The following is a 23,947-nucleotide window of genomic DNA, read 5'->3' as shown; positions in this document are numbered from 1 at the left end:
ATTATCGACAAGGAGTCCCACATGAGTTCACTGGATCAAGGCGCGCCGCTCGGGGCAATGGCAGCGCAAGGAGCAAGCAGAGCGAAACATGGCGCAACGCTGGCGCTCCTCGCCTTCGCGCAGCTCATCATCTCGCTCGACCTCAACATCGTCTTCGTGGCGCTGCCGGAGATCGGCGCCGGCCTCGGATTTTCCGGCCAGACCCTGCAGTGGGTGGTCAGCGCCTACACCGTGTTCACCGGCGGCTTCCTGCTGTTCGGCGGCCGGGCCGCCGACCTGATCGGCCAGCGCCGCGTCTTCATCTTCGCGCTCTGGCTCTACGCGCTCTCATCTCTGGTCGGCGGCCTCGCCTGGTCGCCGGAAATCATCATTGCGGCCCGCACCGTGCAAGGCATCGGCGCCGCGTTCCTGTTTCCGGCGACGCTGTCACTGATCAACCGCCTGTTCGCCGAAGGGCCGGAACGCAACCGGGCGCTCGCCGTCTGGGGTGGCGCAGGCGCCAGCGGCCTCACGCTCGGTTCGCTTGCCGGCGGGTTTCTGACCAGCGCCTTCGGCTGGCCGTCGGTCTTCTACGTCAACGTGCTGTTGGCCGGGATCGCCATCATCGCGGCTTTCGCCATCATCCCGCGCGATCGCAAGCGGCACGAGCACCGCAGCTTCGATCTTCCGGGCGCACTGACCGTCACCGCCGGCGCGACGCTGCTTGTCTTCACCCTGGTTCAGGGGCCCGAATATGGCTGGGGATCGACCGCAATCATCGTCAGTGCAGCACTGGCCGCATTGTTTCTGATTGCCTTCACCGTGATCGAGGCCAAGAGCGCCGACCCGCTCATGCCGCTGCGCCTGTTCCACAACCGCAGCCTTGTCGCCGGCATGACGATAACCTTCCTCTACATGGCCACTTTCGGCGCGCTGCCCTACTTCCTCACCGTGCTGCTGCAGAACGTGCACGGCTTCACTGCCTTGCAGACGGGCCTCGCCTTTCTCGTGCCGTCGGTCGCCATCGCCACCGGCACGCAAGCCGGCGAGCGTCTGGCGACTCGCTTTTCGACGCGCAGCACGCTGGTCGGCGGCATGATCGTCGGCGCGGTAGGCACAGCATTGATGGTATCAGGCGCGACCGCAGAGAGCAGCTATCTGTCCCTCGTACCTGGCCTGATCGTCTCCGGCGTCGGACAAGGCATCGTCTGGACCGCAATGTGGATTGCCGCCGCTTCCGGCGTTGCCCATGACCAGCAAGGCGTCGCCTCGGGGATGGCTTCGACGACGCTCAATGTCGGCAACGCCATCGGCATGGCCGTGCTGATTGCGATTGCGAACAACCAAATCGGCGAACTGTCCGGCGGTGCCTTGAAAATCGCCGTCGCCGACGGCATCCGCGTCGCCTTCTGGCTCGCGGCGGCGGGCATCGTCGTCAGCCTGCTCGCAGCAATGGTGCTTCCGGCAAAGGCGCGATGAGAACGGCCCCTCCCCGGTGTCGCGGCGCCGACGCCTCTCAGTTCACCCGGCTGATGCAGAAATCGATGACGTCGATCAGCGCCGATTTCTGCGGCGTCGCCTCGAGCGGCGCCAGCGCGTCGCGGGCGATTTCGCCGAAATGGCGGGCGCGCCCAATGGTGTCGGCAATCGCGCCGTGGCGGAGCATCAGGCCGATGGCCTTTTCCAGCCCGGCATCGTCGGCAGCATTGTCCTCGATGGCGCGTTTCCAGAAGCTACGCTCGGCCTTGGTGCCGCGCCGATAGGCAAGAATCACCGGCAGCGTCACCTTGCCCTCGCGGAAATCGTCGCCGACATTCTTGCCGAGATCCTTGCTGGTGCCGCCATAATCCAGCGCGTCATCGATCAGCTGGAAGGCAAGGCCGAGATTCATGCCGTAGGAGCGGAGTGCTGCGCGGTCGTTGCGCGTCGCCAGCGCGATGACCGGGCCGACTTCGGCGGCGGCTGAGAACAGCGCCGCGGTCTTGGCCTTGATCACCGCGAAATGCTCGTCTTCGGTGGTCTCGAGGTTTTTGGCGGCGGCCAGCTGCATCACCTCGCCTTCGGCGATCACCGAGGCCGCACTCGACAGGATGTCGAGCGCCTCCAGCGAGCCGACATCGACCATCATGCGAAAGGCTTGGCCGAGCAGGAAATCGCCGACCAGAACACTGGCCTGGTTACCCCAGATCATGCGCGCCGTCTTCTTGCCGCGCCGCATGCCGCTTTCGTCGACAACGTCGTCGTGGAGAAGTGTCGCCGTGTGCATGAATTCGACCGATGTGGCGAGCTTGACATGGCCGTCGCCGGAATAGCCGAACATCTGGGCGGCGGCGAGCGTCAGCATCGGCCGCAACCGTTTGCCGCCGGACGAGATCAGATGGTTGGCAATCTCCGGGATCATCTCGACATCGGAGCCGGCCTTCGACAGGATCAATTTGTTGACGCGCCCCATATCGGCAGCAGTCAGGTCGATGAGGTCCTTGATCGAGGCGGCTTCGCGCTTCCCGTTTTCAATGTTGAGAACGACACCCACGGCAAAACTCCCAACCTCGATATGCACGACGGCAACATGGTCCCTGGACAGACTCTAGGGTGTCACCCACCGGCGCGGCAAGAGGCGAATTGGCGCGCCGGCTCTGGTACATGATCACGCCTACGTTTACATCAACGCCGCAAACTGCGAGTTTCATCCGATGATAGAGCTCATCCGCACCAACGACGCCGTCATCATTTCGTTTGTCGAATCGCTGATGCGCGATGCCGGTATCGGCTGTTTCGTCGCCGACCAGAACATGAGCGTGCTCGACGGCTCGATCGGCATCCTGCCCCGCCGCGTCATGGTGGACGCCGACAAGGCCGATGCGGCACGGCGCATCCTGACGGATGCCGGCATCGCCAACGAGATCCGCCAAAAATAATGTCCGCGTCGCCCGCTGCCCTTGTCCCGGACATGCCGGCTCATACGGTCGACGCCTTCCATCGCGGTCGCTTCTGGCTGGTGCAGCCGAGAAAGGCAGGCCACCGCGCCGGCATGGATGCGATGATGCTGGCGGCTGCCGTGCCGTCCTCCTTCGCCGGGCGGCTTGCCGACTTTGGCGCGGGTGCCGGTGCCGCCGGCCTGGCGGTACTGTCGCGCTGCCCCGGTGCCGAGGCCGTGCTTGTCGAGCGTTCCCCGGAAATGGCGGCCTTCGCCACCACCACGCTTGCCCATCCCGGCAATGCGCATCTCAGCGATCGCGCTTCGGTGCTCGTCGCCGATGTCGCGCTGTCCGGCCGGGCGCGAACGGCCGCCGGCCTCGAGGACAAGAGCTTCGATTTCGTTATCATGAACCCGCCGTTCAATGCCGCCGTGGATCGCGCGACGCCCGATCCGCTGAGAAAGGCCGCGCATGTCTCGGAGGATGGATTGTTCGACAGCTGGATCCGCAGCGCGGCCGCGGTGGTCAGACCGGGCGGCGGGCTGGCCGTCATCGCGCGGCCGGAGCAGCTCGGCGCCATCCTCGATGCCGTTGCCGGCCGCTTCGGCGACGCCGAGATGCTGGCCGTCCACCCTCGCCCCGAAGCGGCAGCGATCCGCATCGTCGTCCGAGCAGCACTCGGCGCACGCGGCAAACTGTCGATCCAGCCGCCGCTGATGCTGCATGCCTATTCAGGCAATGGCCCCTCGGAACGGGCAGAGCTGATCAATAACGGGCTGGCGTCGCTGTTCGGAGACTGATCCATTTTGATTGCCAGGGTGACGGCATTGCCGTTGGCCGGCGAATTCCTACATGCCTCAAGCAAATCGACCGGAGACCGCCCCCTCGTGAAACGCCTTTTCAACCGCCTGCTGCCGAAATCCTGGCGCTCCACCGTCGTCACCATTCCGGTCATCCGGCTGCACGGCACCATCATGCCCGGCGGCGGCCAGTTCCGGCCGAGCCTGTCGCTGGCGTCGACCGCCGGTCTTCTCGAAAAGCTGTTTTCCTTCGACGCGCCGGCGGTCGCCATCTCGATCAATTCGCCAGGTGGCTCGCCGGTGCAGTCGCGGCTGATCTTCAGGCGCATCCGCGACCTGGCGAGCGAGAAGAACAAGAAGGTCCTGGTTTTCGTCGAGGACGTGGCGGCATCGGGCGGCTACATGATCGCGGTTGCCGGCGACGAGATCTTTGCCGACCCGTCCTCCATCGTCGGTTCGATCGGCGTGGTGTCGGCCTCGTTCGGCTTTCCGGAGCTGTTGAAGAAGATCGGCGTCGAACGTCGCGTCCACACCGCCGGCCAGAACAAGGCGGTGCTCGACCCGTTCAAGCCGGAAAAGAAGGAAGACGTCGAGCGCCTGAAGGCGCTGCAGCTGGAGGTCCACGAGACCTTCATCGATCTCGTCAAGGACAGGCGCGGCAGCAAGCTGAAGGACGATCCCGACCTGTTCACCGGCCTGTTCTGGACGGCCAAGAAGGGGCTCGAGCTCGGGCTGGTCGATGCGCTCGGCGACATGCGCAGCGTGCTGAAGAGCCGTTTCGGGCCGAAGACCCAGCTCAAGCTGATCACCGCGCCGCGCGGCCTGTTCGGCCGCTTCGGCCTGTTCGGCTCGAGCTTTTCGGCGCCCGATATCGCCGCCGCCGCGGCAAGCGGCGTCATCGATGCGGCGGAAGAGCGCGCGCTGTGGGCGCGCTTCGGGCTTTGAAAAGCCGGTGAAAGCGTCTAGCATAAACCATCAACCGACCCGACCGGCCGCCTTGCCGGCCTTGCGAGGGAGGAGTTTGACATGCCGCAGATCATTTTCTTCGCCGTCGTCGGCATTGCCGCCTATTTCGGCTACCGCTCCTTCGTCAGGGAAGCCGAGCGGGTGACCGCCAAGGTACGTCGGGCCGAAAAGCAGACGGCCAACGGCACGATGGGAACACTGGTCAAGGATCCGAAGACCGGCGAATACCATCTGGCCAAGGATTGACCGTCGTCCCCCTCGCGGCCGAGCCAATGAATTCCGGGGCCAGCATCCGGGCGTCGCATGCGCACGCCAAGATAAATCTCGCGCTGCACGTCACCGGCCGGCGCGCCGACGGTTATCACACGATCGAAAGCCTGGCTGTGTTCACGCGCTTTGGCGACCGCATCGAGACGGAACTTGCCGACAGCGATGGGTTTTCGGTGTCCGGCAAATACGCCTCCGCAGTGCCGGCCGACGACGGCAATCTGGTCGTGAAAGCGCGCGACGCGCTACGGCGCGAGGCCGGTCTCCAGCACGCGCCGGCTGTCGCCATCAGGCTCGAAAAGAACCTGCCGGTCGCGTCCGGCGTCGGCGGTGGATCGAGCGACGCGGCGGCGGTGCTGCGCGCCCTGGTCCAGACCTGGGGACTTGATGTCGGCGATGCCGAACTGGCGCGGATCGGCCTGTCGCTCGGCGCCGACGTGCCGATGTGCCTCGCCGCCAGGCCGCTGATCGCCCGTGGCATCGGTGACGAGCTGACGCTCGTGCCGGGTTTCCCGGCGCTGGGTCTGGTGCTCGTCAATCCCGGCACTGCCGTCTCGACGGCCGACGTGTTCGAGGCGCTTGGCCGCCGCGACAATGCGGGGCTGCCGCCGCTGCCGCGCAACCTAGACTTCCACGGCATCCGCGACTGGCTGGAGATCACCCGCAACGATCTCGAGCCTGCGGCGCGAGCAATCCAGCCCGCCATTGGCAAGGCGCTTTCCGTGCTGAACAAGGCCGGAGCCGGTTTTGCCAGGATGTCGGGTTCCGGCGCCACCTGCTTCGGCCTGTTCGAGACCGGCAATGTGGCCAAGCGCGCGGCCGCCGATATCCGCGGCCGCCATCCTGACTGGTTTGTCGCAGCGACGCGAAGCGTGACATCGGAGGCTGATGCCCATGGCCAGGATTGACGAGAGCCGCCCCTTCGTTCCCGTGCGCATCGCGGTACTGACCGTTTCCGATACGCGCAGCCTCGCCGATGACAAATCCGGGCAGACGCTGGCCGACCGCATTGCCGAGGCCGGCCATGTCCTGGCCGCCCGCGACATCGTCACCGACGATCGCGACAAGATCCGCGACAAGGTCCTGGGTTGGTCGAGGGACGAAGCGATCGATGTCGTCATCACCACCGGCGGCACCGGCTTCACCGGCCGCGACGTGACGCCGGAAGCGCTGGAACCTATCTTCGAAAAGCGCATGGACGGCTTTTCCGAAGTGTTCCACCGCATCTCCTACGACAAGATCGGCACTTCGACGATCCAGAGCCGGGCAACCGGCGGCGTCGTCAACGCCACCTTCGTCTTCGTGCTGCCGGGCTCGCCCGGCGCCTGCAAGGACGCATGGGACGGCATCTTGAAGCCGCAGCTCGACTACCGGCACATGCCCTGCAACTTCGTCGAGATCATGCCGCGCCTGGACGAACATTTGCGGCGCGGCTGAGGCGAGCCAAGGGGTCAGCCGGCTGATCCCTTCAGCGAATGACCGGCTCGCCGTGAAAACGCCGGCGCGACGGCGGCGAGACACCGAAGCCGACTTCCATCATCAGCCGCGGCGTGCGCGTCGGCACGGTGCCCATATGGAATCCGAACGGGTCTTCGACAAAGCCGAGGCCGGCCTGCCCGGTCAGCGTGACCGGGCTCTGCTCGCCATAGACGCCCAGCACCTCTTCCGCCGAATGGCCGACCAGAAGCGTCAGCTGGTGCTTCAGGATACGGCGGTTGTGGGAGCCGCGGACGTAGACATGCGGCCCGGTGTCGGCGTCGACCGGCACCAGGTAGAAAAAGAACTTCAGCATGCGCCAGTCGTCGAGGTCGAAATGGTATTTGCCGAGCGAGGCCATGTTCTTGTCGGCGTCCGAGACGCCACCGGTCGGAAAGCTCCACCAGACGCTGGTGGTGATCAGCTTGGCCTGGCTGCCGAGATAGTGCGCCGCGATATCGAGAAGCAGCGGATCGCGCTGCACGGCGACCGCAGCGTTGCAGTCGAGGACCCGCTCGAAATAATGGCCGCTGAGCAGCGGGCGGCCGAAATGCTTTTCGGCATCGGCGTGTTTTTCGGGGAGGAATTCCAGCCGGCGGTCGAAATTGCCGAAGCATGGCGTGCGCTCGGCGAAGCGGCCAATCTCCTCATGGATGGCGGCTGGCAGCATCAGGCCCGAATAGAGCCCCTCCGTCCTCAGCGCGCCGACGACGGCATCGCGATCGACGCCGGCGAACATCGTTTCACCGACATTGCGCGCCGGCCGAACGGGCTTTGCGCCGCGCCAGTGCAGCCGCCGCGCCGGCATGGTTCGCGCCAGCATGAACATCGGCAGCCATGCCGGATTCTCGCGAAGGTCGGACAGATAGGTCGGGATGCGGGCAGCGATGCGGCGCAGCGTACCGCCGTTGCGTGCGATCGCCTCGAGGCTTGCAGCGCCGGACTTGTCAGGGCTTGAAAGGGTCATCGGGGTCCTCAAAATATCGAGGGAACAGCATCGACGTTAGTCGTCGTCACCGCTCCGGCACACCCCAAACCCATTCGCCCGTGTCGCTGGGAATGGTAACTCCCGGGCAGATTTTGTGCAATGCACAATAAACGGCGACCCGCCGGAAAATTTGCTTGAGCCCCTGAACCGTCACGGTAAGCCGTCACTTCCGCGGAGCGACCCAGATCTCGGCCTGGAGCCTCCTGGTCGCCAGGCCGCGGGCGATCGCTTCGGCGCTGCGGGCGTTCTTCGACAGCGCCGCGGCCTGACGCTTGCTGATCACCAAGCCTTCGGCGAGAGCGCGATTTCCGGCAAAGACGCGCGACAGGAACGGCGCGCGGCTGCCGCGTGCCCGCGAAAACCGCGCCGCCATGGTTTGCCTTGCGGTATGGGCGACGACCTCATCGATCCAGCCCTCCCCCAGCCGCGCGCCCGGTTCCAGCAAAAGCAGCCAGTCACCCTTGGCCTGCCTGATGCCGGCGGCGATGCCGCCGCTGACATAGTGGCAGCCGGCGTGTTCGGCGACGCGGTGCGTCTGATCGGTCGAGCCGGTGTCGCAGACGAGAACGTCGCGCACCACGCCCTCGACGGCGCCACCGATCAGCGAGGCGAGCGTGCGGGCAAGGCCCTCCTCGTCATTCAGGGTTTCGATCAGGACGCTGAGCATGTCTAGCCGAATAGCGGAAAGCGGTGGGCAGCGCCAGTTTTTGCGGCGCACCGCGAGAAAGTTCTTGCTTTGTTCTCATCGATACGATAGGAATACATTCATGAGCAGAGCGATTCGACAGCGGGCGGACAGTCCCTGGGAAAGGGCCAAAATGGAACAGATCGTGCGTGCCGACATTGCCGCCTTCGGTGCCGGCAGGGCCGAGATGGCGAATGCGATGATCGAGCAGAGCGGCATGCGCGTCCGTCCGGAACGCAATCGCGGCAGGTCGGCGGGCATCAATCCGTCCGGCCGGTTCGAGCCGGTCAGCCGGCATGTGTTCGACGATGGCTGGAATTCGCTGGAGGAGCTGCCGCCGTTCAAGACCGAGGTACAGGTCGAGAAGCCGCGCACCATCATCACGCGCAACGAATCGCCCGACATCTCCTTCGACCGCTCGATCAATCCCTATCGCGGCTGCGAACATGGCTGCGTCTATTGTTTCGCGCGGCCGACGCACAGCTTCATGGGCCTGTCGCCGGGGCTGGATTTCGAATCGAAGCTGTTTGCCAAGCCGGATGCGGCGCGGCTGCTCGACAAGGAATTGTCCAGGGATAATTACCAGCCGCGCACCATCGCCATCGGCACCAACACCGACCCGTACCAGCCGATCGAGAAACAATACCGGATCATGCGCGAAATCCTCGAAGTGCTGGAGGCGCGCGGGCACCCGGTCGGCATCGTCACCAAGTCGGCGCTGGTGACACGTGACATCGACATTCTGTCACGCATGGCGGAACGCGGGCTGGCCAAGGTGGCATTGTCGGTGACGACGCTCGACCGCATGCTGGCGCGCACCATGGAGCCACGCGCGTCGACGCCGACCAAGCGGCTGGAGGCGATCAGGCAGCTTTCGGACGCCGGCATTCCGGCCTCGGTGATGGTCGCGCCGATCATCCCCGGACTGACCGACCCGGAAATGGAGCGCATCCTCGATTCGGCGCAGGCAGCGGGCGCGCGTGAAGCCGGCTATGTGCTGCTGCGCCTGCCGCTGGAGGTCGCGCCGATCTTCAAGGACTGGCTGCTGCGCCACTATCCCGACCGCTATCGCCACGTCATGTCGCTGATCCGTTCGATGCGCGACGGCAAGGACTACGATTCGGAATGGGGCAAGCGCATGAAAGGCTCCGGCCCGTATGCCTGGCAGATCGGCCGGCGCTTCGAGATCGCCGCCAAACGGCTCGGCCTCAATGCCGAGCGGCGCTCGCTCAGGACCGACCAGTTCGTCCCGGCTGCCAAGGCAACAGAGCAGCTGATGTTGCTGTGACAAAGCGTCTCGCGCCAGCCGCTCGAAGCGGCCGGCAACAGGCGAAAAATCCCGTCCGGCCTGTCCTGTCCCCGGGCTTGCAGACGGTAGCCCCTCCTGGTCCGGTGCCCCGCCCGACCCGGAGGGACTTGCGGAGAATCGGAGCCGATGCGAACCTCGCCGCACCATGGCTCGCCCGCGTTCCGATTCTCCGCTTCTCTTCGAAATCGTCGAGAGACCCGACTTCTCGTTCGAGACGAAGGCGATGGCCGAAGGCCTTTGGCCAGTGGCGGGGATGGACGAGGCCGGCCGTGGCCCGCTCGCCGGGCCGGTGGTGGCGGCAGCGGTGGTGCTCGATCCCGCCAACATCCCCGACGGCCTCGACGATTCCAAGCGGCTAACGCATTTGCAGCGCGAGGCGCTGTTCCTGAAAATCCTCGGCTCCGCACTCGCCGTATCGATGGCCTCGGTCAGCGCCGAAGGCATTGATGCCTCCAACATCCTCAAGGCCAGCCTGGAGGCGATGCGCCGTGCCGTGGCCGGCCTGTCGATCCGGCCGAAGCTGGCGCTGGCCGACGGCCGCGACGTGCCGCCCGGCCTGCCCTGCGAGGGCAAAGCCCTGATCAAGGGCGACCAGCGCTCGCAGTCGATCGCCGCAGCCTCGATCGTCGCCAAGGTGTTGCGCGACCGCATGATGTGCGGCTGCGGCAGCCATCATGCGCGTTACGGCTTCGAACTGCATATGGGCTACGCCACTGTGCGCCATCGGACGGCGATCGATCTGCACGGGCCAGTGGCACGGCTACACCGCGCCTCCTTCGCGCCGTTCCGGTTCGGCGGCACCGAGGTGGTTGAGGAGGAGGGCCTTTCGGGCCTGGATTGAGCGATCCGGCTGCTTGGATTGAGCGATTCGGCTAGCTGTAATCTCCCCCCTCGAGGGGGAGATGTCGCCGAAGGCGACAGAGGGGGTCGGTACGTCCTGGCGCGACGCTATTTGGCACGAAAGAGAAGGTTGGCGCTTCACGCGCGCCGACCCCCTCTGGCCTGCCGGCCATCTCCCCCTCAAGGGGGGAGATTACGCTCCGTTCAGTTCAGCTTCGACTTCAAATCCTGCAGCGAGGCGTTGAACAGGTCGGCGCCGGCCTTGGCGTCGATCTTGCCGGCCAGCAGCGCGCGCGCGGCTTCCACCGCGATGTCGACGGCGCTGGCGCGCACTTCGCCGATTGCTTCGCGCTCGGCCTGGCCGATCTTCTGCTCGGCCAAGGCGGTACGCCGGGCGACATAGTCCTCGGTCTTCTTGTGCGCCTCGGCGGCAAGCATATCGGCTTCGCGCTTGGCGGCGGCGACGATGGCCGCGGCCTCCTGCTCGGCTTCCTTACGCTTGCGCTGGTATTGACCGAGCAGTTGCTGGGCCTCTTCGCGCAACCGGCGCGCTTCCTCGAGCTCGGAGCTGATCTTGTCGGCCCGCGCATCGAGCGCCTTGGCGATCATGCCCGGCACCTTGATGTAGATGGCAATGCCGAGGAAGATTACGAGGGCAACGGTTGCCCAAAGCGTCGCGAGAGATGTGGCGTCCATGATGCGCTCCTCACCCGGCCACGGATTTGACCGCGGCCGCGATTTCGGCCTTGCTGGCCTTGCCGCCGACAAGCGCCTCGACGATGGCCGAAGCGGTGTCCTCGGCGATGGTGCCGACCTCCTTCATGGCATTGGCCTTGATGGAAGATATGCGTGCCTCGGCCTCGCCAAGTTTCTGGTCAAGCGCTGCCTCGATCGTCTTGCGGGCAGCTTCGGCTTCCGCCTTGGCCGCATCGTTGGCCTGCTGGCCGATCGCATTGGCCTTACCCTTGGCTTCCGCCAATTCCTGCTCATAGGCGGCAACGGCGGCATCGGCCTCGCTTTTCAGCCGGGCAGCATGATCGAGATCCTGCGTGATGCGGTCGTTGCGAACGTCGATGATGCCGCCGACGCGCGGCATCACTACCCGTTTCAAGAACAGATAGAACAGCCCGAAAGTGATTGCCAGCCACAGCAGCTGTGACGGGTACGTCGCCGGATTGAATGGCGGGAACGTGCCATGCGCCTCGGCAGGCACGCCGGTGGCGGCGTGCGTTTCGCCTTCCGTTGCGGCGGGCGCGGACTCTTGCGCAAAGGCAGATGTCACAAACATGGACTATCCCCGAAATTCAGACCCGCCGCAGGATCGCGGCCGGCCTGTTCAATTCTTCCCAATGTTCAGCCGAACAAGTATTCAGCCGAACAGGGCGAGAAGAGCGATGAGAAGCGAGAAAATACCAAGCGCTTCGGTCACGGCGAAGCCGAAAATCAGGCGGCCGAACTGGCCGTCGGCGGCCGACGGGTTGCGCAGCGCGCCCGCCAGATAGCTGCCGAAGATGTTGCCGAGGCCAATGCCCGCGCCGCCCATGCCGAGGCATGCGATGCCGGCGCCAATGTACTTTGCTGCTTCTGCGTCCATTTATTCAACTCCTTTGGATCTAAAATTCCGTTGCGATTCCATCCGGCGGCAATGCCGGAAACCTTGTCAGTGCCCGGGATGCAGGGCGTCGTTGAGATACATGCAGGTCAGCACGGCAAAGACGTAGGCCTGCAGGAACGCGACCAGCAGCTCCAGCGCAGTCAGCGCCACGGCCATCGCCAGCGGCAGAACCGAGCCCGCCACGCCGACCGCGCCGAGCGCGCTCAGGCTGACGACAAAGCCCGAGAACACTTTCAGCGTAATGTGACCGGCGAGCATGTTGGCGAACAGACGGACCGAGAGGCTGACCGGACGCGAGACGAAGGAAATCACCTCGATAAGCACCACCAGCGGCAGCAGGTAGACCGGCACGCCATGCGGGACGAACAGCTTCAGGAAGCCAAGGCCGTGCTTAGTGAAGCCGTAGACGACGACCGTTCCGATCACCAGCGCAGCGAGGCCGAAGGTGACGATGATGTGGCTGGTGACGGTGAAGAAATACGGAAACAGGCCAAGCAGGTTGGCGACAAGCACGAACATGAACAGCGAGAACACGAAGGGGAAGAACTTCATGCCCTGCGTGCCCGCGGCGTCCCTCAGCATATTGCCGACAAATTCGTAGGCCATTTCCGAGACCGACTGAAGGCGGCCCGGAACCAGGCTGCGGCTCGACGTGCTGAGGTAGAGAAACGCCGCTGCGACAGCAACCGTCGCAAGCATGAACAGAGCCGAATTGGTGAAAGACAGGTCGTAGCCGCCGATGTGAATCGGAATGATCGGATGGATCTGGAACTGGTGGATCGGATCGACCTTGTCAGCAGCCACTTTAAATCCCCATCAAAGCCGCAGACGGCTTCAGTATCCTGTTCAATGCGCCGGCATGCGGCGCCTCAATTCATTCTTTCGGATCGCGCGGCTTGTCGCCCGTTCCGAATTCCGACACAAGCCCGGCTGAACGCAGGACATTGAGCACGCCGGCGCCAAAACCCAGCAGCAGCCCGACTATCAGACCCCATGGCGATGTCCCCGCCACGCGATCGATAAACCAGCCGAGAGCCGCGCCGACCACTATCCCGGCGATGAACTCGCTGGACAATTTGAGCGCCTGGCCGTACCCGGCCACGCTGCCCGCTTTCGCGTCGTCTTTCCCCTCGAGCCGATCCGGCCGCCTTGTCGCAAGCGATGCTTCAAGGTCGCGCCGGCGGCGCTCAAGATCGTCGTCGCGGATGTCGGCTTCATGCTGCTTGCCGCGGCCGGTTTTGCCGGTTCCGTCTGGCCCATTCTTGTCGGCCACGCAACCCCCCTGCCCGGTCAGACCGTCACCGTCCGTCCGCTTCTTAAAGTCGCCGGCAACATAGTTAGAGGGTCCGCGCCCGTCAAGCCACGGGCCGACGTTCAAGCTCAAGTATTTTTTCGTTATAAATCAGCTACTTGCCTGGGTGCGACATCGTGCCCGACACAGTCTCTGGCGGACTGTGGCCGAATCCCCGCGGCGATGCGCCTTCGATCGGCCGCTCTCGCGGGAAAGACGCAAGCGCTGCCCGAGCGCTCAGCTCCAGCCGCCGCCATAGGTACGGTAGAAGATGTGCAGGCCGATCCTGGTCATTTTCTGCATCGTCCGCGCCCAGCCCGGATGGACGTAGTTGGCGTAATAATGGGTCGACGAGCCGACTTCCGGAATGAAGATCTTGCCGGCTGTGACGGCCATGGCGACATCCTGTGCGGTCTGGTAGGCGGCGGGGTTGTCGATGCGCTTCTTCCTGCCGTCGCAGGCAAAGGAAAACTGGCAGCGGTTGAACCAGTTGTCGTTCTGGTAGACGACGCCGCAGATCGAGTTCGGATAGGCCGGGTTGCGGACCCGGTTGAGGATGACCTGGGCGACGGCGGCCTGGCCACGCACGGATTCGCCGCGCGCTTCGAAATAGATTCCCTTGGCGAGGCAGGCCTGCTCCGGCTTGGAAAAGACGCTCGCCGGCAGGGGCGTCTGCATCCACGAATGATCGCCCTTGCTCAGCGGCGGGATGAAGCGGCCATCGTTCGGGTCCTCGTCCTGCAGCAAGGCCTCGAAAGGCGATGCCTGCGCGTAATCGGGAGCGGACGATGCATAGGCGGTCGCCAGCACGTCGGGATGATCATTGTTGACCAGCGCGGCAAGCATCGCCGGCACGCCGGGATCCGGCTTCTTGTCGACGCGCGCGTGGAAGGCCGCGGCGATCTGGATTTCCTTGCCTTTGATCTCGGGCTTGGCGAAGGCCATCCTCAGGCCGCTGTCCATGCTTGGGCGGAGCAGCGAGGAGGTGCGCTCGAAGATCGAGCCGGCGTTGAAGTTCTTCGGCGGCGAGACGGGCGAGACCTGGATGATGCGGCCCTTCTTGTCGGCGCGCATGATGCGGTCCTCGTCCGGCGTCGTGCCGGCGATGCTGCCCTTGCCACGAAATGAGACAGCGCCGATGCCGGGCAGTTGGACGCCGGATCCTGAGAGCGAGCCGGTGCTGCTGGAATCGAGGAAGGGCATTTCGGCGGCGTGAACCGAGCCGGCGACGGATTTCTCGACATAGGCGTTCCAGCGGACGCTCGGCGCCTCCAGGCCGGAGACCAAGCTGGTCATGTCCTGATAGGCAACGACACTCGGAAAGCCGATCCAGATACCAAGGCCAACAACGAGCGGAGACAGGAACGAACGCTTTTTTTCACCGGCGGCGGCGACAAGCCGCGTCAAAACACGTCGATGCACGGAACTCTCCAGAAACGCGACGGACCCCACTGGAGAGCTACAATGATGCATTAACCTTGATGGGGCGTTAACAGCTTAGAACGTTGTTTTCCCATCTCATGTCGAAGTCAGGCGCTTTTGCGGCTATCCGTTGACGGAAGAAAGATCGGCCAGGCGATCAGCGCGCAAATAGCCGCACCCAGCCAGACGCCTGCCCATGAGCAGAGCACGAGAAGCCCCGGAATGGCGATCGGCACCAGGAAGAAGGCAATGAAGACCAGACTGTTGGCGAGGCCGAGCGCCGTTCCGGCCTGGCTCGCGCCGGCCAGCGTCGCAAGCTCGGTGTAGGCAACGCCGTGCCAGGAGGAGACGCAGATGCCGGCCACGACCAGCACCGCAACGATCGTCGGCGAAAGCATCGGCGCTTGGCCTGACAAGAATTGGGCCGAAAACAAGACGAGCGCCGCAAGCACGGTGAAGGCGGCCACGCTCAGCATGCTGCACAGACGCAGGAACGGCCGGCGGTTGCCGTGACGGTCGGTGTAGCGGCCGCTCCAGACGCGCATGACCATGGCGCCGACCTGCACGGCAGCGAGGCTGGCGCTGATCACGGCTGTTCCCATGCCGGCGAAATCATGCAGGAAGACGGAAGCAAAGGTGAGCACCGCCACCTGCGGAAAGCACAGCAGGCCGATGGCTGTTGCGATGCGCCAGACGGCCGGATTGCGCAGCGGCGCCGTGCCGGCCGGCGATGCCGTGCCGGCCGAATTGGCATCGTCATGCGCCGGCGGCTGATGCAGCCAGCGCCAGGCGAGCGAGGTCGAGACGGCGGATGCAGCCGCCAGAAGTCCGAAGACCGCCGTGAAGCCATGGGCTGAAGCGAGCGACGGCAGCACGAGCGCGCCAAGCCCGCCGCCAAGCGGCACCGCCGTCTGCCGGATGCTCATGGCAAAGCCGCGCTCGCCTTCGCCGAACCAGGCCATGATGGCGCGGCCGCTGGAGCCGTTGACGCTGCCGCCGAGCAATCCGGTGACCAGCAGGGCAGCGGCGAGAAGCGCGATGCCGGGAATGTGGGCCGGTGACGGCACGATCAGCGCGGCCATGACAAGCAGCCAAACCGCGGTTGCACCGAGCCCGGTCAGCAGCACGCGGCGGTCGCCCCAGCGATCGGTCAGCAGTCCCCACGGCAATTCGCTCAGCGCTACGCCCAGGCCGAGAAGGCCAAGCGCCAGGCCGAGTTCGCCATTGGAGAGATGATAGCCCGAGCGCAGGAACACCGCCGTCGCCGGAATGCCGGAGAAGGTTGCGGAAAAGCAGGCATTGGCGGCGACGCCGATGCCCAGCACCTTCCAGCGATGATTGGCTCGCAGTGCCGCCGCTTCCGACGGGGCGGCAATGGCGCCCGGGCGAAGCGGTTTGCAATCTGCTCGTGTGGCGACAGCGGACATGGTTCAGCTCCTGCATGGGCTGGTTGCATTCGGTCTTGACGCGCTGTCTCTACCGCCATAGCTTCGTACTGAATATCGGGAAGTTTTTGACGTAATGTCCCAAATATCAGGATTATTGCCATGCGACGCGTGACATTCGATCTCGACGTCCTGCGCAGCTTCGTCACCGGCATGGAGCTGGGCAGCTTCGCCAAGGCCGCCGACCGGCTCGGCCGCTCGACCTCGGCAATCAGTGCGCAATTGAAGAAGCTGGAGGAGCAGGCGGCGACGCCGATCTTCCGCAAATCTGGGCGTGGCCTGGCGCTGACGGACGCGGGCGAGACCATGCTCGGCTACGCGCGGCGGCTGATCGAGCTCAATGACGAGGCCGCCTCCGCCATCCACGATGTCGAGTTGGAGGGTTGGGTACGGCTTGGGCTGCAGGAGGATTTCGGCGAGGCGGTGCTGCCGGAGGTGCTCGGGCGCTTCGCCCGCGCCCATCCCAAGGTCAAGATCGAGGCCAGGATCGCACGCAGCCATGAGCTTGCCGAAAGGATCATGTCGGGCAGCCTCGATATCGCGCTTGCCTGGCACAATGGCGCGACGCTGCCCTACAGCCGGCATGTCGCCGACGTCCAGATGCGCTGGGTCGGCCCGGCAAAACAGATCGAGACCAGCCTGCGCGAAGGCGAGGCGTTGCCGCTGGTAGCACTCGAGGCGCCATGCCTGCTGCGCAGCGTGGCGACTGAAACGCTGGACCGTGCCGGCCTGGCATGGCGGATGGCCTTCTCCAGCCCGAGCCTTGGCGGCATCTGGGCAGCCGTCGCCGCCGGGCTCGGACTGACGATCCGCACCGATATCGGCCTGCCGGCCACGGTCAGGGCGATGACGCCGGAGATCGCCGGGCTGCCCGCCTTGCCCAAGATGGCGCTGTTCCTGCATCGCAAGGAGGCCGAGCCCGACCCGGCACCGGCGCGGCTTGGCGACATCCTGCTGCAGGCGGCGCTGGAAGCGTTGCCGGGAAGTGCTCGGGGGAAAGAGGTGCTACGAGAAGTCGCCTAGACACCAGATACCAGCGTCGCGTTCCGTCACACCCCCTCTGTCCTGCCGACGAACGGGTTGTCCGAGGTGCGCAAGGCGATGCGGATCGGCACGCCAGGCATGTCGAAAGCCTCGCCTCTATGCTACCAACATGCTTAACGCCCTTCATCGGCGAGCGGTCTCTTGCTTCGATGAGGTTTTTCGGTGGCGCGCTGCGGTCAGGGGCTAATTCCCCGAGGGCCCCGGCGTAGCTGAAACTGGCGGGTACCGCAGCATTTCTTGAACTTCATACCTGAACCGCAAGGACATTGATCATTGCCGCCGCGTTGCAGCCGGCCGACCAGGGGCAGCAGCGCTGCTGAAGGCAGGAGCGCTGCCGCAAGGGCAGCCCACTTGCCCGAGATTCCCGGTACGACGAGGCGACGACCGGATTTGGACCCTCGCCACGCCCGTTCGGCCACATACTCCGGATCCACCTTGGGCAAGATGTTGAAGAGCACCGTCTGATTGGCGCCTGACCTTGCGAGAAACTCCGTCGACACCGGGCCTGGTGCAACGCATGTGACCGTCACACCGGTTCGGCGCAATTCTTGGTGAAGCGCTTCTGAGAAGAAGCGCACGAAAGCTTTGCTAGCGAAGTACAGAGCCATATAAGGCCCGGGAACGAACCCGGCCACGGAACTGAGATTGAGCACCCCGCCCCGTCGGCGCGCCACCATTCCCGGCAGAAAATGGAGGGTCAGTTCTGTGAGGGAATGTATGTTGAGATCGATGATGCCGAGTTGACCATTAATAGGCAGCGCCGTCGTCGCGCCCCGCAGGCCATAGCCGGCGCTGTTGACCAGGACATCACAGACTAGGCCGTGTGCCGACAGAAAGCCCTCCAGGCGCGTTGGCGCATCGCCTGCCACGAGATCCAACTCGAGCGTGAATGCCTCGCCGCCCCTCTCCCGAACCTCAGACGCCGCAGCGGCCAAACCCTCGGGCGAGCGGGCAACCAGCACAACCGCACCGCGCTCCTGTGCAGCGACGCTCGCAATTGCCCGGCCAATTCCACCCGAGCCGCCAATCACGACGATAGCTGGCCGGAATTCACAGTGCGAAATCATGTCGCGTTCCTCTGTTTTGCAGGAGCGGCAACACTTTGACCGAGCAGCACCACTTCATTGGCGACAGTGCCGTTCAGGATCTTTTCAAATCTCTCCAGTGCACGTGCGACGTTCGCTCCATCCATTACCCGGTGATCGTAGTGGATGCGGACATTCACCGATCCGTCTTTGCCGATCGGACCGTAGTTGAGAAGCGTGGTCAATGGTGTCAGCGGGTTGAGTGATTCCGCACCGAGACCAGAATAGACGGACAGTTGGAAGGTACCGAAGTAATTTGACCTTTGCCGGGCGATGTTCAACCCTAGCCACATAAGCAGCCACCTGACTGGCGCGGGCGCACCTGCCATCCGCAAGGCGCGCCGGAACTCCGGGACCTCCAGGATCGGCCGTGATCGAGCCGCGTGGATGGATTCCTCAAGTTCCGTGATGGAGTAGCGCTCCGGGCGCTTGATGCAGCTCAGCAGAACGGCCGGCTCGCCATCATATTCGCGCTCGTGGGCAATCGAGGCTACGCTTGCCGGATACTCGTAAAGCTGCGGCCAGGGCAACTTGACATAGGCGCGCCGCAGCTCCGGCATCTCTAGGGCAAGAAGCGCATATCCTTTCAGGAAGATCGCGGTCCACGAAGGCCTGGTCTGCTGCGCCATTCTAGCCCTTACGAGTGGGCCGAGGTTCATCTGACGCTGCACCGCGACCCGTGGCACGCCGATCGAAAACCTCATCAGATCGCCAACAAGGCGCCGGGGCGCGGAAAGCTTGAGGGCTCGGCCTCGCATCAAACGTACCTCTAATAAAGATAAGGGAATATTCGCTTGGTCTTTTCCATATAGGCACGGTATTGCGGGCCGAAATTCTCCAGCATCATACGCTCTTCCTCGTCCACTCTCAGCAGGAAAAGGACTGCGGACCCAATCAAACCCGATATGCCCGCAACCCAGTTCGGCAGCAGAAAGAGCTGGCCGAGGCCCATGAGCAGGAACGAGGTATACATCGGGTGGCGGACCAAAGCGTATGGTCCGGCGCAGATGAGTTCATGCCGTTCGCGGATCTCCAGCGTAATCGACCAGTTACGGCCAAGTTCCTTGTGGGACCTGCGAAAAACCCATAGCGCGGAGCAGAAGATGATTGTGCCGAGAGCCACGGCCCACGCGCTGGCCGGGTGGTCAGCCGCTGCGGGCATGCCGGTGACAACATAGAAGGCAGGCAGGATTGCGAGGCCAAACAGAGCAGATGCAAGCCCGACGATGTCGGAACGTGAGCGGTAGCCAGTTACAATTCGCACGCGCCTTGCCCGGCGCTCGAAGGGATACCGGATCACGTACCAAGCAACGATGCCGATCAACCAGATGACCTCGCCAAGTGAGGCTGCCGCAATGCTCACTTCAGGTCACCAGCGCCCTTTCTGCGATCGCGACTGTAGCAGCTGCCCCTAGGTATGGCCACTTCACCCATCGCCCTCGATTTCGTCACCGGCCGACCTTCAGGCGCAGCGATCCTCTCCGAGTTAGTCCGCAGACGCGAAAGCCGGAGGGGCAGTACCGATCGCATTCGGTCCCATTCATCCCTCGAATCTTGGTTATGTATTCATCTCCCGAAGCTCGGTTATGAATTGTTGCGGCCGGAGCTGAATGGCGGGAGTCTTATATCCCATGGAATGAGCGATGTTCGCCACGAAGCCGTTGCAGTTCAAGACCGTCGCCTGCCAGACATGCGAACTCGCCTGCAGCTTGCGGATGTAGGCAACGACTTTGTCGTATTCGGCCCGGGTCAGTATGATTTGCCAGCTTGCGGATCTGTATGGTTCTTCCAGATCACCGTCGCTCCACCCGGTTTCGGCTGGCACCGGCACGACATGGCCCAGAACATAGGGAACCGCACTGTTCGAAGCCGGGTGAAGGCCCGCGACTTGGGGATCGATCATTCTCCCGGCCCGGTCCACGCGCCCAAAAACTGCGTAGGTGTGGCCGTAGCTTAGGGCGTAGCGGGAGCGGAACTCGATGAAGTACCGCTCGTCGTTTTTTTGAGGCGCAGCTCCGCCATCGGCATAAGATACGAAATTCGGCTGGGGCGGCAGGTCTTTCGTCTGACATGCCGCTGCCGGGAGGGCCACCAACGCCACAAGCAAGAGACGGCTATTTACAAGCGTCATCGCCGCGTCCATTCCCGAACTTCACAAAGCACAGACTTAATAACGGCCTATGCCCGCCAACCGCGCCCTAGGCTATGAAGCCGGCCAAAGCCCCGGCTGCGTATGTATGGGGAAGGGCTTGGCACCCCTTCCCCATACAAGCCGGTCCTTACTTAATCACTGGTTGCTCTACCGGAGCGGGCGCCGGAGCTTTACCCTTTCCTTTGCCGATCCAGTCGTTCGCGCAGCCGCTCAGGCTGGCAACGGCGAGCACAGCAACCATTGCAATCAATATCCTGTTCATCAAGCAATCCTTTCCCCGGGGGCGGAATAGCCTATAGAATCGCCACAAATAAACGATATGCAGCCTCACAAAGTTAGCTGCGATCTACACCAACGCCTAGTGCAGAAATGACACAGTTGGCACCCAGTTGCCGGCGGCACCTTTGCGGTGACGTGCTGGCAGAGTTCACCATCCAACGGAGATCAGGCCTGCCCACCATCAAACAACCACCACCGTCGTGCCCAAAGGAGTACGGTCGTAGAGGTCAATGACGTCGTCATTTATCATACGGATGCACCCGTTCGATACCGCTGTGCCTATCGTCCATGGCTCGTTTGTACCATGTATCCGGAAGTGGGTGTCGCGCCCGCCTTGATAGAGATAAAGAGCACGCGCACCAAGCGGGTTGTTTGGTCCGCCAGGAACCCCCCCTGCATACTGCACCAGGCGCGGCTTGCGCTTCATCATGCTGGCGGTGGGTGTCCACGACGGCCAGTCCGCCTTGCGGCCGACGGTCGCTGTACCCTTGAACGAAAGTCCCTGCTCGCCGACGCCGACGCCGTAGCGCGTCGCCCACCCGTCCGTCTCGACGGCATAGAGAAAATGTTGCGAAGTATCGACGACGATCGTTCCGGCCGGCTCGTTTCCGTCGTACCGCACATGCTGCCGTCGGTAACGAGGATTCAGGCCAAGCCTTGGTCCGAACGCGGATGAAATCGACGTACATCCGGAGACCATCAGAGCCAGACTACCCAGCACGAGCCCCCGGCGCGCAATGTGGTGTTCTTCCATTTCTACCTGCTAGGAAACTGGTCATCTACCGCCGCCCTCGTCTCTACCATTCCAAGGGCTGCGGGCCAAGTCTCGCTGTGTGGTGGCAAAATGAATTCACAGGATTGACAAGCGAATTGGAGTGAAACTTCTTGCGATGACCGTCTGCCTCTGTTCGGTTATGTCAAAAATGGGCATAGGACAGAGCCGATGAAGCCTGACTTCCAAGGTAAAGTCGCGATTGTGACCGGCGCAGGCTCAGGAATAGGGGCGGCTGTTTCACGGCAACTCGCGCAAGAAGGAGCCGAGATTGTTGTCGCCGACCTTGATGCCGAGGCCGCGCACTGCACAGCCGCCGAAATAAGCTCGCAAGGAGGCAGGGCCTACGACTTTGCGGTAGATGTCACGGATGCGGCAGCCGTGGAAAAGCTGATCGAGTTCACTGTCCAGAAATGCGGCGGACTGGATATGGCGGTAAACAATGCAGGTATCGACGGCATTCGAAAAGCGACGGCAGACTATCCGCTCGACAACTGGCACAAACTGATAAACGTTAATCTCAATGGCGTTTTCTACAGCATGAAGTACGAAATCGCCGCGATGCTGGATCGAGGCGGAGGTGCCATCGTGAACATGTCCTCCGTTCTCGGTTCCGTCGGCTTGCCAACTGCGTCCGCTTACACGGCAGCGAAACACGGGGTCGTTGGATTAACCAAGGTTGCGGCGATTGAATATGCTAGGATGGGCATCCGGATCAATGTCGTCGGCCCCGGCTGGATCGAAACGCCTCTTTTATCGGAGCAAATGGAGGCATTAGCCAGCCGGCGCATGGCAGGTCTTCAGCCGATGGGCAGGCGCGGGAAACCGGAAGAGGTAGCGGCTCTTGTATGCTTCCTCTTGTCCGACCAGGCCAGCTTTATCACTGGGAGCTACCATCTGGTGGACGGAGCTTACACCGCCCATTAGATGCAGAGGCTGCCCCCACTCGCGCCGGCCACCGTCAGGGCGATGACGCCGGAGATCGCCGGGCTGCCCGCACTGCCTGAGATGGCGCTGTTGCCGCATCGCAAGGAAGGCCGAGCCAGACCCGGTGGCGGCGCGACTTGCCGACATCCTGCTGCAGGTGTCGGTGGAATCGCCTCCCCGAAAATGTGCAGGCGCTGCCCGCGAGCGGCCTGCGGAGCGTAGCCTGATGCTGGCGCCCAGAAGACGCGCAGCTCAGCGGCGCTTCTTCGCCCTGCCGGCGAAAGGATTGTCCGAGGTGCGCAAGGCGATGCGGATCGGCACGCCGGGCATGTCGAAAGCCTCGCGCAGGCTGTTCGAGAGATAGCGGACGTAGGATTGCGGCATCGCATCGGGGCGCGAGCAGGAGACGACGAAGCCCGGCGGCCGCGTCTTGGCCTGCGTGACATATTTGATCTTCAGCCTACGCCCGGCGACGGCGGGCGGCGGATGATGCGCCAGGATGCCTTCCAGCCAGCGGTTGAGCTTGCCGGTCGAGACACGGCTGTTCCAAACTCGATGCGTCCGGATGACGGCATCCATCAGCTTGTCGAGGCCACGCCCGGTCTCGGCCGAAACCGGCACCGCCTGCATGCCGCGCGCCTGCGGCAGCAGCCGCTCGGTTTTTTCGCGCAGCTCGGCCAGCAGCTCCTGGGGATGATCGACAAGGTCCCATTTGTTGAAGGCGATCACCGGGGCACGGCCCTCGCGGATGATCAGGTCGGCGATCTGCAGATCCTGCTTCTCGAAGGGAATGGTCGCGTCCAGTACAATGATCACGATCTCGGCAAAGCGGATGGCGCGCAAGCCGTCCTGCACCGACATCACTTCGAGCTTTTCGTGGATCCTCGCCTTGCGGCGCATGCCGGCGGTGTCGAACAATTTTAAGCGGCGGCCATGCCAGTCCCAGTCGACCGAGATGGAATCGCGAGTGATGCCGGCCTCGGGGCCGGTCAACAGCCGCTCCTCGCCGATCAGCGCGTTGATCAGCGTCGACTTGCCGGCGTTGGGACGGCCGACGACGGCGATGCGCATCGGCTTGGTGTCGTCATAGCTCGGCTCGGCGTCCGGGTCGGTGATGTCCTCGCCGATCAGCACCTCGCTGGCGGCGATCTCCTCGTCACCGGCCTCTTCGTCCTCACCGAAGGCGCGCGCCTCGCCAAGTGCTGCGATCACCGCGTCGCGCAAATCGGGCAGGCCCTGGCCGTGTTCGGCCGAGACCGGGATCGGTTCGCCAAGGCCGAGCTCCCAGGCCTCCAGCATGCCGCCCTGGGCGCCGCGCGCCTCAGCCTTGTTGGCGACGACGACAACCGGCTTGCCGGATTTGCGCACGATCTCGGCGAACGTCTTGTCGTCGGGCATCAGCCCGGACTTGGCATCGATCGTGAAAAAGATCAGGTCGGCCTCGCGGATGGCGATCTCGGTCTGGGCGCGCATGCGGCCGGGCAGCGTCGAAGCAGCCGCATCCTCGAAGCCGGCGGTGTCGATGACGTCGAAATGCAGATCGTAGAGCTTTGCGGCATGGACGCGACGATCGCGGGTGACGCCCGGCGTATCGTCGACAAGCGCCAGCTTCCTTCCCACCAGCCGGTTGAAAAGAGTCGATTTGCCGACGTTAGGCCGGCCGATGATGGCGACTTTGAAAGTCATG

The 23,947-nt window shown here is 63.8% G+C and carries 28 protein-coding genes; 11 read left to right on the top strand and 17 right to left on the bottom strand.

All coding sequences use genetic code 11. The features are described 5' to 3' along the window. Window positions 1-21 precede the first annotated feature (21 nt). A complete protein-coding gene (locus AC0L2Y_RS01530; protein ID WP_473553316.1) occupies window positions 22-1,458 on the top strand; it encodes an MFS transporter in 1,437 nt (478 codons plus the stop codon). A gap of 37 nt (window positions 1,459-1,495) precedes the next feature. Here the strand turns inward: AC0L2Y_RS01530 and AC0L2Y_RS01525 are convergent, their stop codons facing one another. Beyond that, window positions 1,496-2,512 carry a polyprenyl synthetase family protein gene (locus AC0L2Y_RS01525; protein ID WP_352489572.1) on the bottom strand — a complete coding sequence of 339 codons (1,017 nt, stop codon included), beginning with the start codon at window positions 2,510-2,512 and terminating at the stop codon, window positions 1,496-1,498. 160 nt (window positions 2,513-2,672) lie between these two features. Here AC0L2Y_RS01525 and AC0L2Y_RS01520 point away from each other — a divergent pair, with 160 nt between their 5' ends. From AC0L2Y_RS01520 to moaB, 6 genes are all read left to right on the top strand, one after another. Continuing rightward, window positions 2,673-2,897, top strand: coding sequence for a putative signal transducing protein (locus AC0L2Y_RS01520; RefSeq protein ID WP_023674082.1), 225 nt, complete (start codon window positions 2,673-2,675; stop codon window positions 2,895-2,897). Then, on the top strand, window positions 2,897-3,697 hold the full coding sequence (locus tag AC0L2Y_RS01515; RefSeq protein WP_473553313.1) for a tRNA1(Val) (adenine(37)-N6)-methyltransferase: 801 nt from the start codon (window positions 2,897-2,899) through the stop codon (window positions 3,695-3,697). The genes AC0L2Y_RS01520 and AC0L2Y_RS01515 overlap by 1 nt, the downstream gene beginning before the upstream one ends. A gap of 87 nt (window positions 3,698-3,784) precedes the next feature. Continuing rightward, window positions 3,785-4,642, top strand: coding sequence for a S49 family peptidase (locus AC0L2Y_RS01510; protein WP_352456850.1), 858 nt, complete (start codon window positions 3,785-3,787; stop codon window positions 4,640-4,642). Between the two features lie 81 nt (window positions 4,643-4,723). After that, on the top strand, window positions 4,724-4,909 hold the full coding sequence (locus AC0L2Y_RS01505) for a hypothetical protein (protein WP_473553309.1): 186 nt from the start codon (window positions 4,724-4,726) through the stop codon (window positions 4,907-4,909). A 26-nt stretch (window positions 4,910-4,935) separates the two neighbouring features. Further along, the gene (locus AC0L2Y_RS01500; RefSeq protein ID WP_473553307.1) at window positions 4,936-5,838 is read left to right on the top strand and encodes a 4-(cytidine 5'-diphospho)-2-C-methyl-D-erythritol kinase; all 903 of its coding nucleotides are present in this window, start codon (window positions 4,936-4,938) and stop codon (window positions 5,836-5,838) included. Beyond that, complete coding sequence (gene moaB, locus AC0L2Y_RS01495) at window positions 5,825-6,367, top strand: molybdenum cofactor biosynthesis protein B (protein WP_352489568.1); 543 nt, start codon at window positions 5,825-5,827, stop codon at window positions 6,365-6,367. Before AC0L2Y_RS01500 ends, moaB begins: the two co-directional genes overlap by 14 nt. A gap of 31 nt (window positions 6,368-6,398) precedes the next feature. On the opposite strand, the gene AC0L2Y_RS01490 is transcribed toward moaB, so the two are convergent. Then, a complete protein-coding gene (locus AC0L2Y_RS01490) occupies window positions 6,399-7,373 on the bottom strand; it encodes a phytanoyl-CoA dioxygenase family protein (protein ID WP_473553304.1) in 975 nt (324 codons plus the stop codon). Between the two features lie 184 nt (window positions 7,374-7,557). After that, window positions 7,558-8,061, bottom strand: coding sequence for a glycosyltransferase (locus tag AC0L2Y_RS01485; protein ID WP_352661321.1), 504 nt, complete (start codon window positions 8,059-8,061; stop codon window positions 7,558-7,560). 151 nt (window positions 8,062-8,212) lie between these two features. Here AC0L2Y_RS01485 and AC0L2Y_RS01480 point away from each other — a divergent pair, with 151 nt between their 5' ends. Together AC0L2Y_RS01480 and AC0L2Y_RS01475 are read left to right on the top strand one after the other, a co-directional pair. After that, window positions 8,213-9,367 carry a PA0069 family radical SAM protein gene (locus AC0L2Y_RS01480; RefSeq protein ID WP_473553302.1) on the top strand — a complete coding sequence of 385 codons (1,155 nt, stop codon included), beginning with the start codon at window positions 8,213-8,215 and terminating at the stop codon, window positions 9,365-9,367. A gap of 166 nt (window positions 9,368-9,533) precedes the next feature. Then, window positions 9,534-10,229 carry a ribonuclease HII gene (locus AC0L2Y_RS01475; protein WP_473553299.1) on the top strand — a complete coding sequence of 232 codons (696 nt, stop codon included), beginning with the start codon at window positions 9,534-9,536 and terminating at the stop codon, window positions 10,227-10,229. 203 nt (window positions 10,230-10,432) lie between these two features. Here AC0L2Y_RS01475 and AC0L2Y_RS01470 read toward each other — a convergent pair whose 3' ends face one another. The 7 genes from AC0L2Y_RS01470 to AC0L2Y_RS01440 form a co-directional block, all read right to left on the bottom strand. Further along, window positions 10,433-10,924 carry a F0F1 ATP synthase subunit B gene (locus AC0L2Y_RS01470; protein WP_023674071.1) on the bottom strand — a complete coding sequence of 164 codons (492 nt, stop codon included), beginning with the start codon at window positions 10,922-10,924 and terminating at the stop codon, window positions 10,433-10,435. A gap of 10 nt (window positions 10,925-10,934) precedes the next feature. Beyond that, complete coding sequence (locus tag AC0L2Y_RS01465; protein WP_352469058.1) at window positions 10,935-11,516, bottom strand: F0F1 ATP synthase subunit B; 582 nt, start codon at window positions 11,514-11,516, stop codon at window positions 10,935-10,937. 81 nt (window positions 11,517-11,597) lie between these two features. Continuing rightward, window positions 11,598-11,822 carry a F0F1 ATP synthase subunit C gene (locus AC0L2Y_RS01460; protein ID WP_006206606.1) on the bottom strand — a complete coding sequence of 75 codons (225 nt, stop codon included), beginning with the start codon at window positions 11,820-11,822 and terminating at the stop codon, window positions 11,598-11,600. 66 nt (window positions 11,823-11,888) lie between these two features. Continuing rightward, window positions 11,889-12,647: a F0F1 ATP synthase subunit A gene (locus AC0L2Y_RS01455; RefSeq protein WP_352476629.1), complete on the bottom strand. Its 759-nt coding sequence runs from the start codon at window positions 12,645-12,647 to the stop codon at window positions 11,889-11,891. Between the two features lie 70 nt (window positions 12,648-12,717). Then, entirely contained in the window at window positions 12,718-13,116 is a 399-nt protein-coding gene (locus AC0L2Y_RS01450; protein WP_023716852.1) for an AtpZ/AtpI family protein, read from the bottom strand. Between the two features lie 255 nt (window positions 13,117-13,371). After that, window positions 13,372-14,556: a cell wall hydrolase gene (locus AC0L2Y_RS01445; protein WP_473553295.1), complete on the bottom strand. Its 1,185-nt coding sequence runs from the start codon at window positions 14,554-14,556 to the stop codon at window positions 13,372-13,374. Between the two features lie 107 nt (window positions 14,557-14,663). Continuing rightward, entirely contained in the window at window positions 14,664-15,983 is a 1,320-nt protein-coding gene (locus AC0L2Y_RS01440; protein ID WP_473553291.1) for an MFS transporter, read from the bottom strand. 120 nt (window positions 15,984-16,103) lie between these two features. Here AC0L2Y_RS01440 and AC0L2Y_RS01435 point away from each other — a divergent pair, with 120 nt between their 5' ends. After that, window positions 16,104-17,024 carry a LysR substrate-binding domain-containing protein gene (locus tag AC0L2Y_RS01435; RefSeq protein ID WP_473553289.1) on the top strand — a complete coding sequence of 307 codons (921 nt, stop codon included), beginning with the start codon at window positions 16,104-16,106 and terminating at the stop codon, window positions 17,022-17,024. Between the two features lie 197 nt (window positions 17,025-17,221). On the opposite strand, the gene AC0L2Y_RS01430 is transcribed toward AC0L2Y_RS01435, so the two are convergent. The 6 genes from AC0L2Y_RS01430 to AC0L2Y_RS01405 form a co-directional block, all read right to left on the bottom strand. Then, window positions 17,222-18,112, bottom strand: coding sequence for an SDR family NAD(P)-dependent oxidoreductase (locus AC0L2Y_RS01430; protein ID WP_473553286.1), 891 nt, complete (start codon window positions 18,110-18,112; stop codon window positions 17,222-17,224). Then, window positions 18,109-18,888, bottom strand: coding sequence for a hypothetical protein (locus AC0L2Y_RS01425; RefSeq protein WP_473553284.1), 780 nt, complete (start codon window positions 18,886-18,888; stop codon window positions 18,109-18,111). The genes AC0L2Y_RS01430 and AC0L2Y_RS01425 overlap by 4 nt, the downstream gene beginning before the upstream one ends. 11 nt (window positions 18,889-18,899) lie before the next feature. Further along, window positions 18,900-19,487 (bottom strand): protein-S-isoprenylcysteine O-methyltransferase, encoded by a 588-nt coding sequence (locus tag AC0L2Y_RS01420; protein ID WP_473553678.1) that lies wholly within the window; start codon window positions 19,485-19,487, stop codon window positions 18,900-18,902. Between the two features lie 201 nt (window positions 19,488-19,688). After that, complete coding sequence (locus AC0L2Y_RS01415; protein ID WP_473553677.1) at window positions 19,689-20,261, bottom strand: hypothetical protein; 573 nt, start codon at window positions 20,259-20,261, stop codon at window positions 19,689-19,691. A 148-nt stretch (window positions 20,262-20,409) separates the two neighbouring features. Then, window positions 20,410-20,544 (bottom strand): ABC transporter, encoded by a 135-nt coding sequence (locus tag AC0L2Y_RS01410; protein ID WP_352503875.1) that lies wholly within the window; start codon window positions 20,542-20,544, stop codon window positions 20,410-20,412. Between the two features lie 198 nt (window positions 20,545-20,742). Continuing rightward, window positions 20,743-21,315 (bottom strand): L,D-transpeptidase, encoded by a 573-nt coding sequence (locus AC0L2Y_RS01405; protein WP_473553281.1) that lies wholly within the window; start codon window positions 21,313-21,315, stop codon window positions 20,743-20,745. A 189-nt stretch (window positions 21,316-21,504) separates the two neighbouring features. On the opposite strand from AC0L2Y_RS01405, the gene AC0L2Y_RS01400 reads away from it, so the two are divergent. Further along, window positions 21,505-22,260 carry an SDR family NAD(P)-dependent oxidoreductase gene (locus tag AC0L2Y_RS01400; RefSeq protein ID WP_473553278.1) on the top strand — a complete coding sequence of 252 codons (756 nt, stop codon included), beginning with the start codon at window positions 21,505-21,507 and terminating at the stop codon, window positions 22,258-22,260. Window positions 22,261-22,512: 252 nt separating this feature from the next. Here AC0L2Y_RS01400 and der read toward each other — a convergent pair whose 3' ends face one another. Continuing rightward, window positions 22,513-23,946 (bottom strand): ribosome biogenesis GTPase Der, encoded by a 1,434-nt coding sequence (gene der, locus AC0L2Y_RS01395; protein WP_473553274.1) that lies wholly within the window; start codon window positions 23,944-23,946, stop codon window positions 22,513-22,515. Between the last annotated feature and the right edge of the window lies 1 nt (window position 23,947).

It is taken from the genome of Mesorhizobium sp. WSM4830 (assembly GCF_055811495.1).
Note: the sequence above shows the minus strand (reverse complement) of the source record. Positions and strands in the feature narration are given on the sequence as shown.

Coding starts and splice junctions, on each gene's coding strand:
- AC0L2Y_RS01530 (WP_473553316.1), top strand. CDS start 22: ATGAGTTCACTGGATCAAGGCGCGCCGCTCGGGGCAATGGCAGCGCAA.
- AC0L2Y_RS01520 (WP_023674082.1), top strand. CDS start 2,673: ATGATAGAGCTCATCCGCACCAACGACGCCGTCATCATTTCGTTTGTC.
- AC0L2Y_RS01515 (WP_473553313.1), top strand. CDS start 2,897: ATGTCCGCGTCGCCCGCTGCCCTTGTCCCGGACATGCCGGCTCATACG.
- AC0L2Y_RS01505 (WP_473553309.1), top strand. CDS start 4,724: ATGCCGCAGATCATTTTCTTCGCCGTCGTCGGCATTGCCGCCTATTTC.
- AC0L2Y_RS01500 (WP_473553307.1), top strand. CDS start 4,936: ATGAATTCCGGGGCCAGCATCCGGGCGTCGCATGCGCACGCCAAGATA.
- moaB (WP_352489568.1), top strand. CDS start 5,825: ATGGCCAGGATTGACGAGAGCCGCCCCTTCGTTCCCGTGCGCATCGCG.
- AC0L2Y_RS01490 (WP_473553304.1), bottom strand. CDS start 7,373: ATGACCCTTTCAAGCCCTGACAAGTCCGGCGCTGCAAGCCTCGAGGCG.
- AC0L2Y_RS01485 (WP_352661321.1), bottom strand. CDS start 8,061: ATGCTCAGCGTCCTGATCGAAACCCTGAATGACGAGGAGGGCCTTGCC.
- AC0L2Y_RS01480 (WP_473553302.1), top strand. CDS start 8,213: ATGGAACAGATCGTGCGTGCCGACATTGCCGCCTTCGGTGCCGGCAGG.
- AC0L2Y_RS01475 (WP_473553299.1), top strand. CDS start 9,534: ATGGCTCGCCCGCGTTCCGATTCTCCGCTTCTCTTCGAAATCGTCGAG.
- AC0L2Y_RS01470 (WP_023674071.1), bottom strand. CDS start 10,924: ATGGACGCCACATCTCTCGCGACGCTTTGGGCAACCGTTGCCCTCGTA.
- AC0L2Y_RS01465 (WP_352469058.1), bottom strand. CDS start 11,516: ATGTTTGTGACATCTGCCTTTGCGCAAGAGTCCGCGCCCGCCGCAACG.
- AC0L2Y_RS01460 (WP_006206606.1), bottom strand. CDS start 11,822: ATGGACGCAGAAGCAGCAAAGTACATTGGCGCCGGCATCGCATGCCTC.
- AC0L2Y_RS01440 (WP_473553291.1), bottom strand. CDS start 15,983: ATGTCCGCTGTCGCCACACGAGCAGATTGCAAACCGCTTCGCCCGGGC.
- AC0L2Y_RS01435 (WP_473553289.1), top strand. CDS start 16,104: ATGCGACGCGTGACATTCGATCTCGACGTCCTGCGCAGCTTCGTCACC.
- AC0L2Y_RS01430 (WP_473553286.1), bottom strand. CDS start 18,112: ATGATTTCGCACTGTGAATTCCGGCCAGCTATCGTCGTGATTGGCGGC.
- AC0L2Y_RS01425 (WP_473553284.1), bottom strand. CDS start 18,888: ATGCGAGGCCGAGCCCTCAAGCTTTCCGCGCCCCGGCGCCTTGTTGGC.
- AC0L2Y_RS01415 (WP_473553677.1), bottom strand. CDS start 20,261: ATGACGCTTGTAAATAGCCGTCTCTTGCTTGTGGCGTTGGTGGCCCTC.
- AC0L2Y_RS01410 (WP_352503875.1), bottom strand. CDS start 20,544: ATGAACAGGATATTGATTGCAATGGTTGCTGTGCTCGCCGTTGCCAGC.
- AC0L2Y_RS01405 (WP_473553281.1), bottom strand. CDS start 21,315: ATGGAAGAACACCACATTGCGCGCCGGGGGCTCGTGCTGGGTAGTCTG.
- AC0L2Y_RS01400 (WP_473553278.1), top strand. CDS start 21,505: ATGAAGCCTGACTTCCAAGGTAAAGTCGCGATTGTGACCGGCGCAGGC.
- der (WP_473553274.1), bottom strand. CDS start 23,946: ATGACTTTCAAAGTCGCCATCATCGGCCGGCCTAACGTCGGCAAATCG.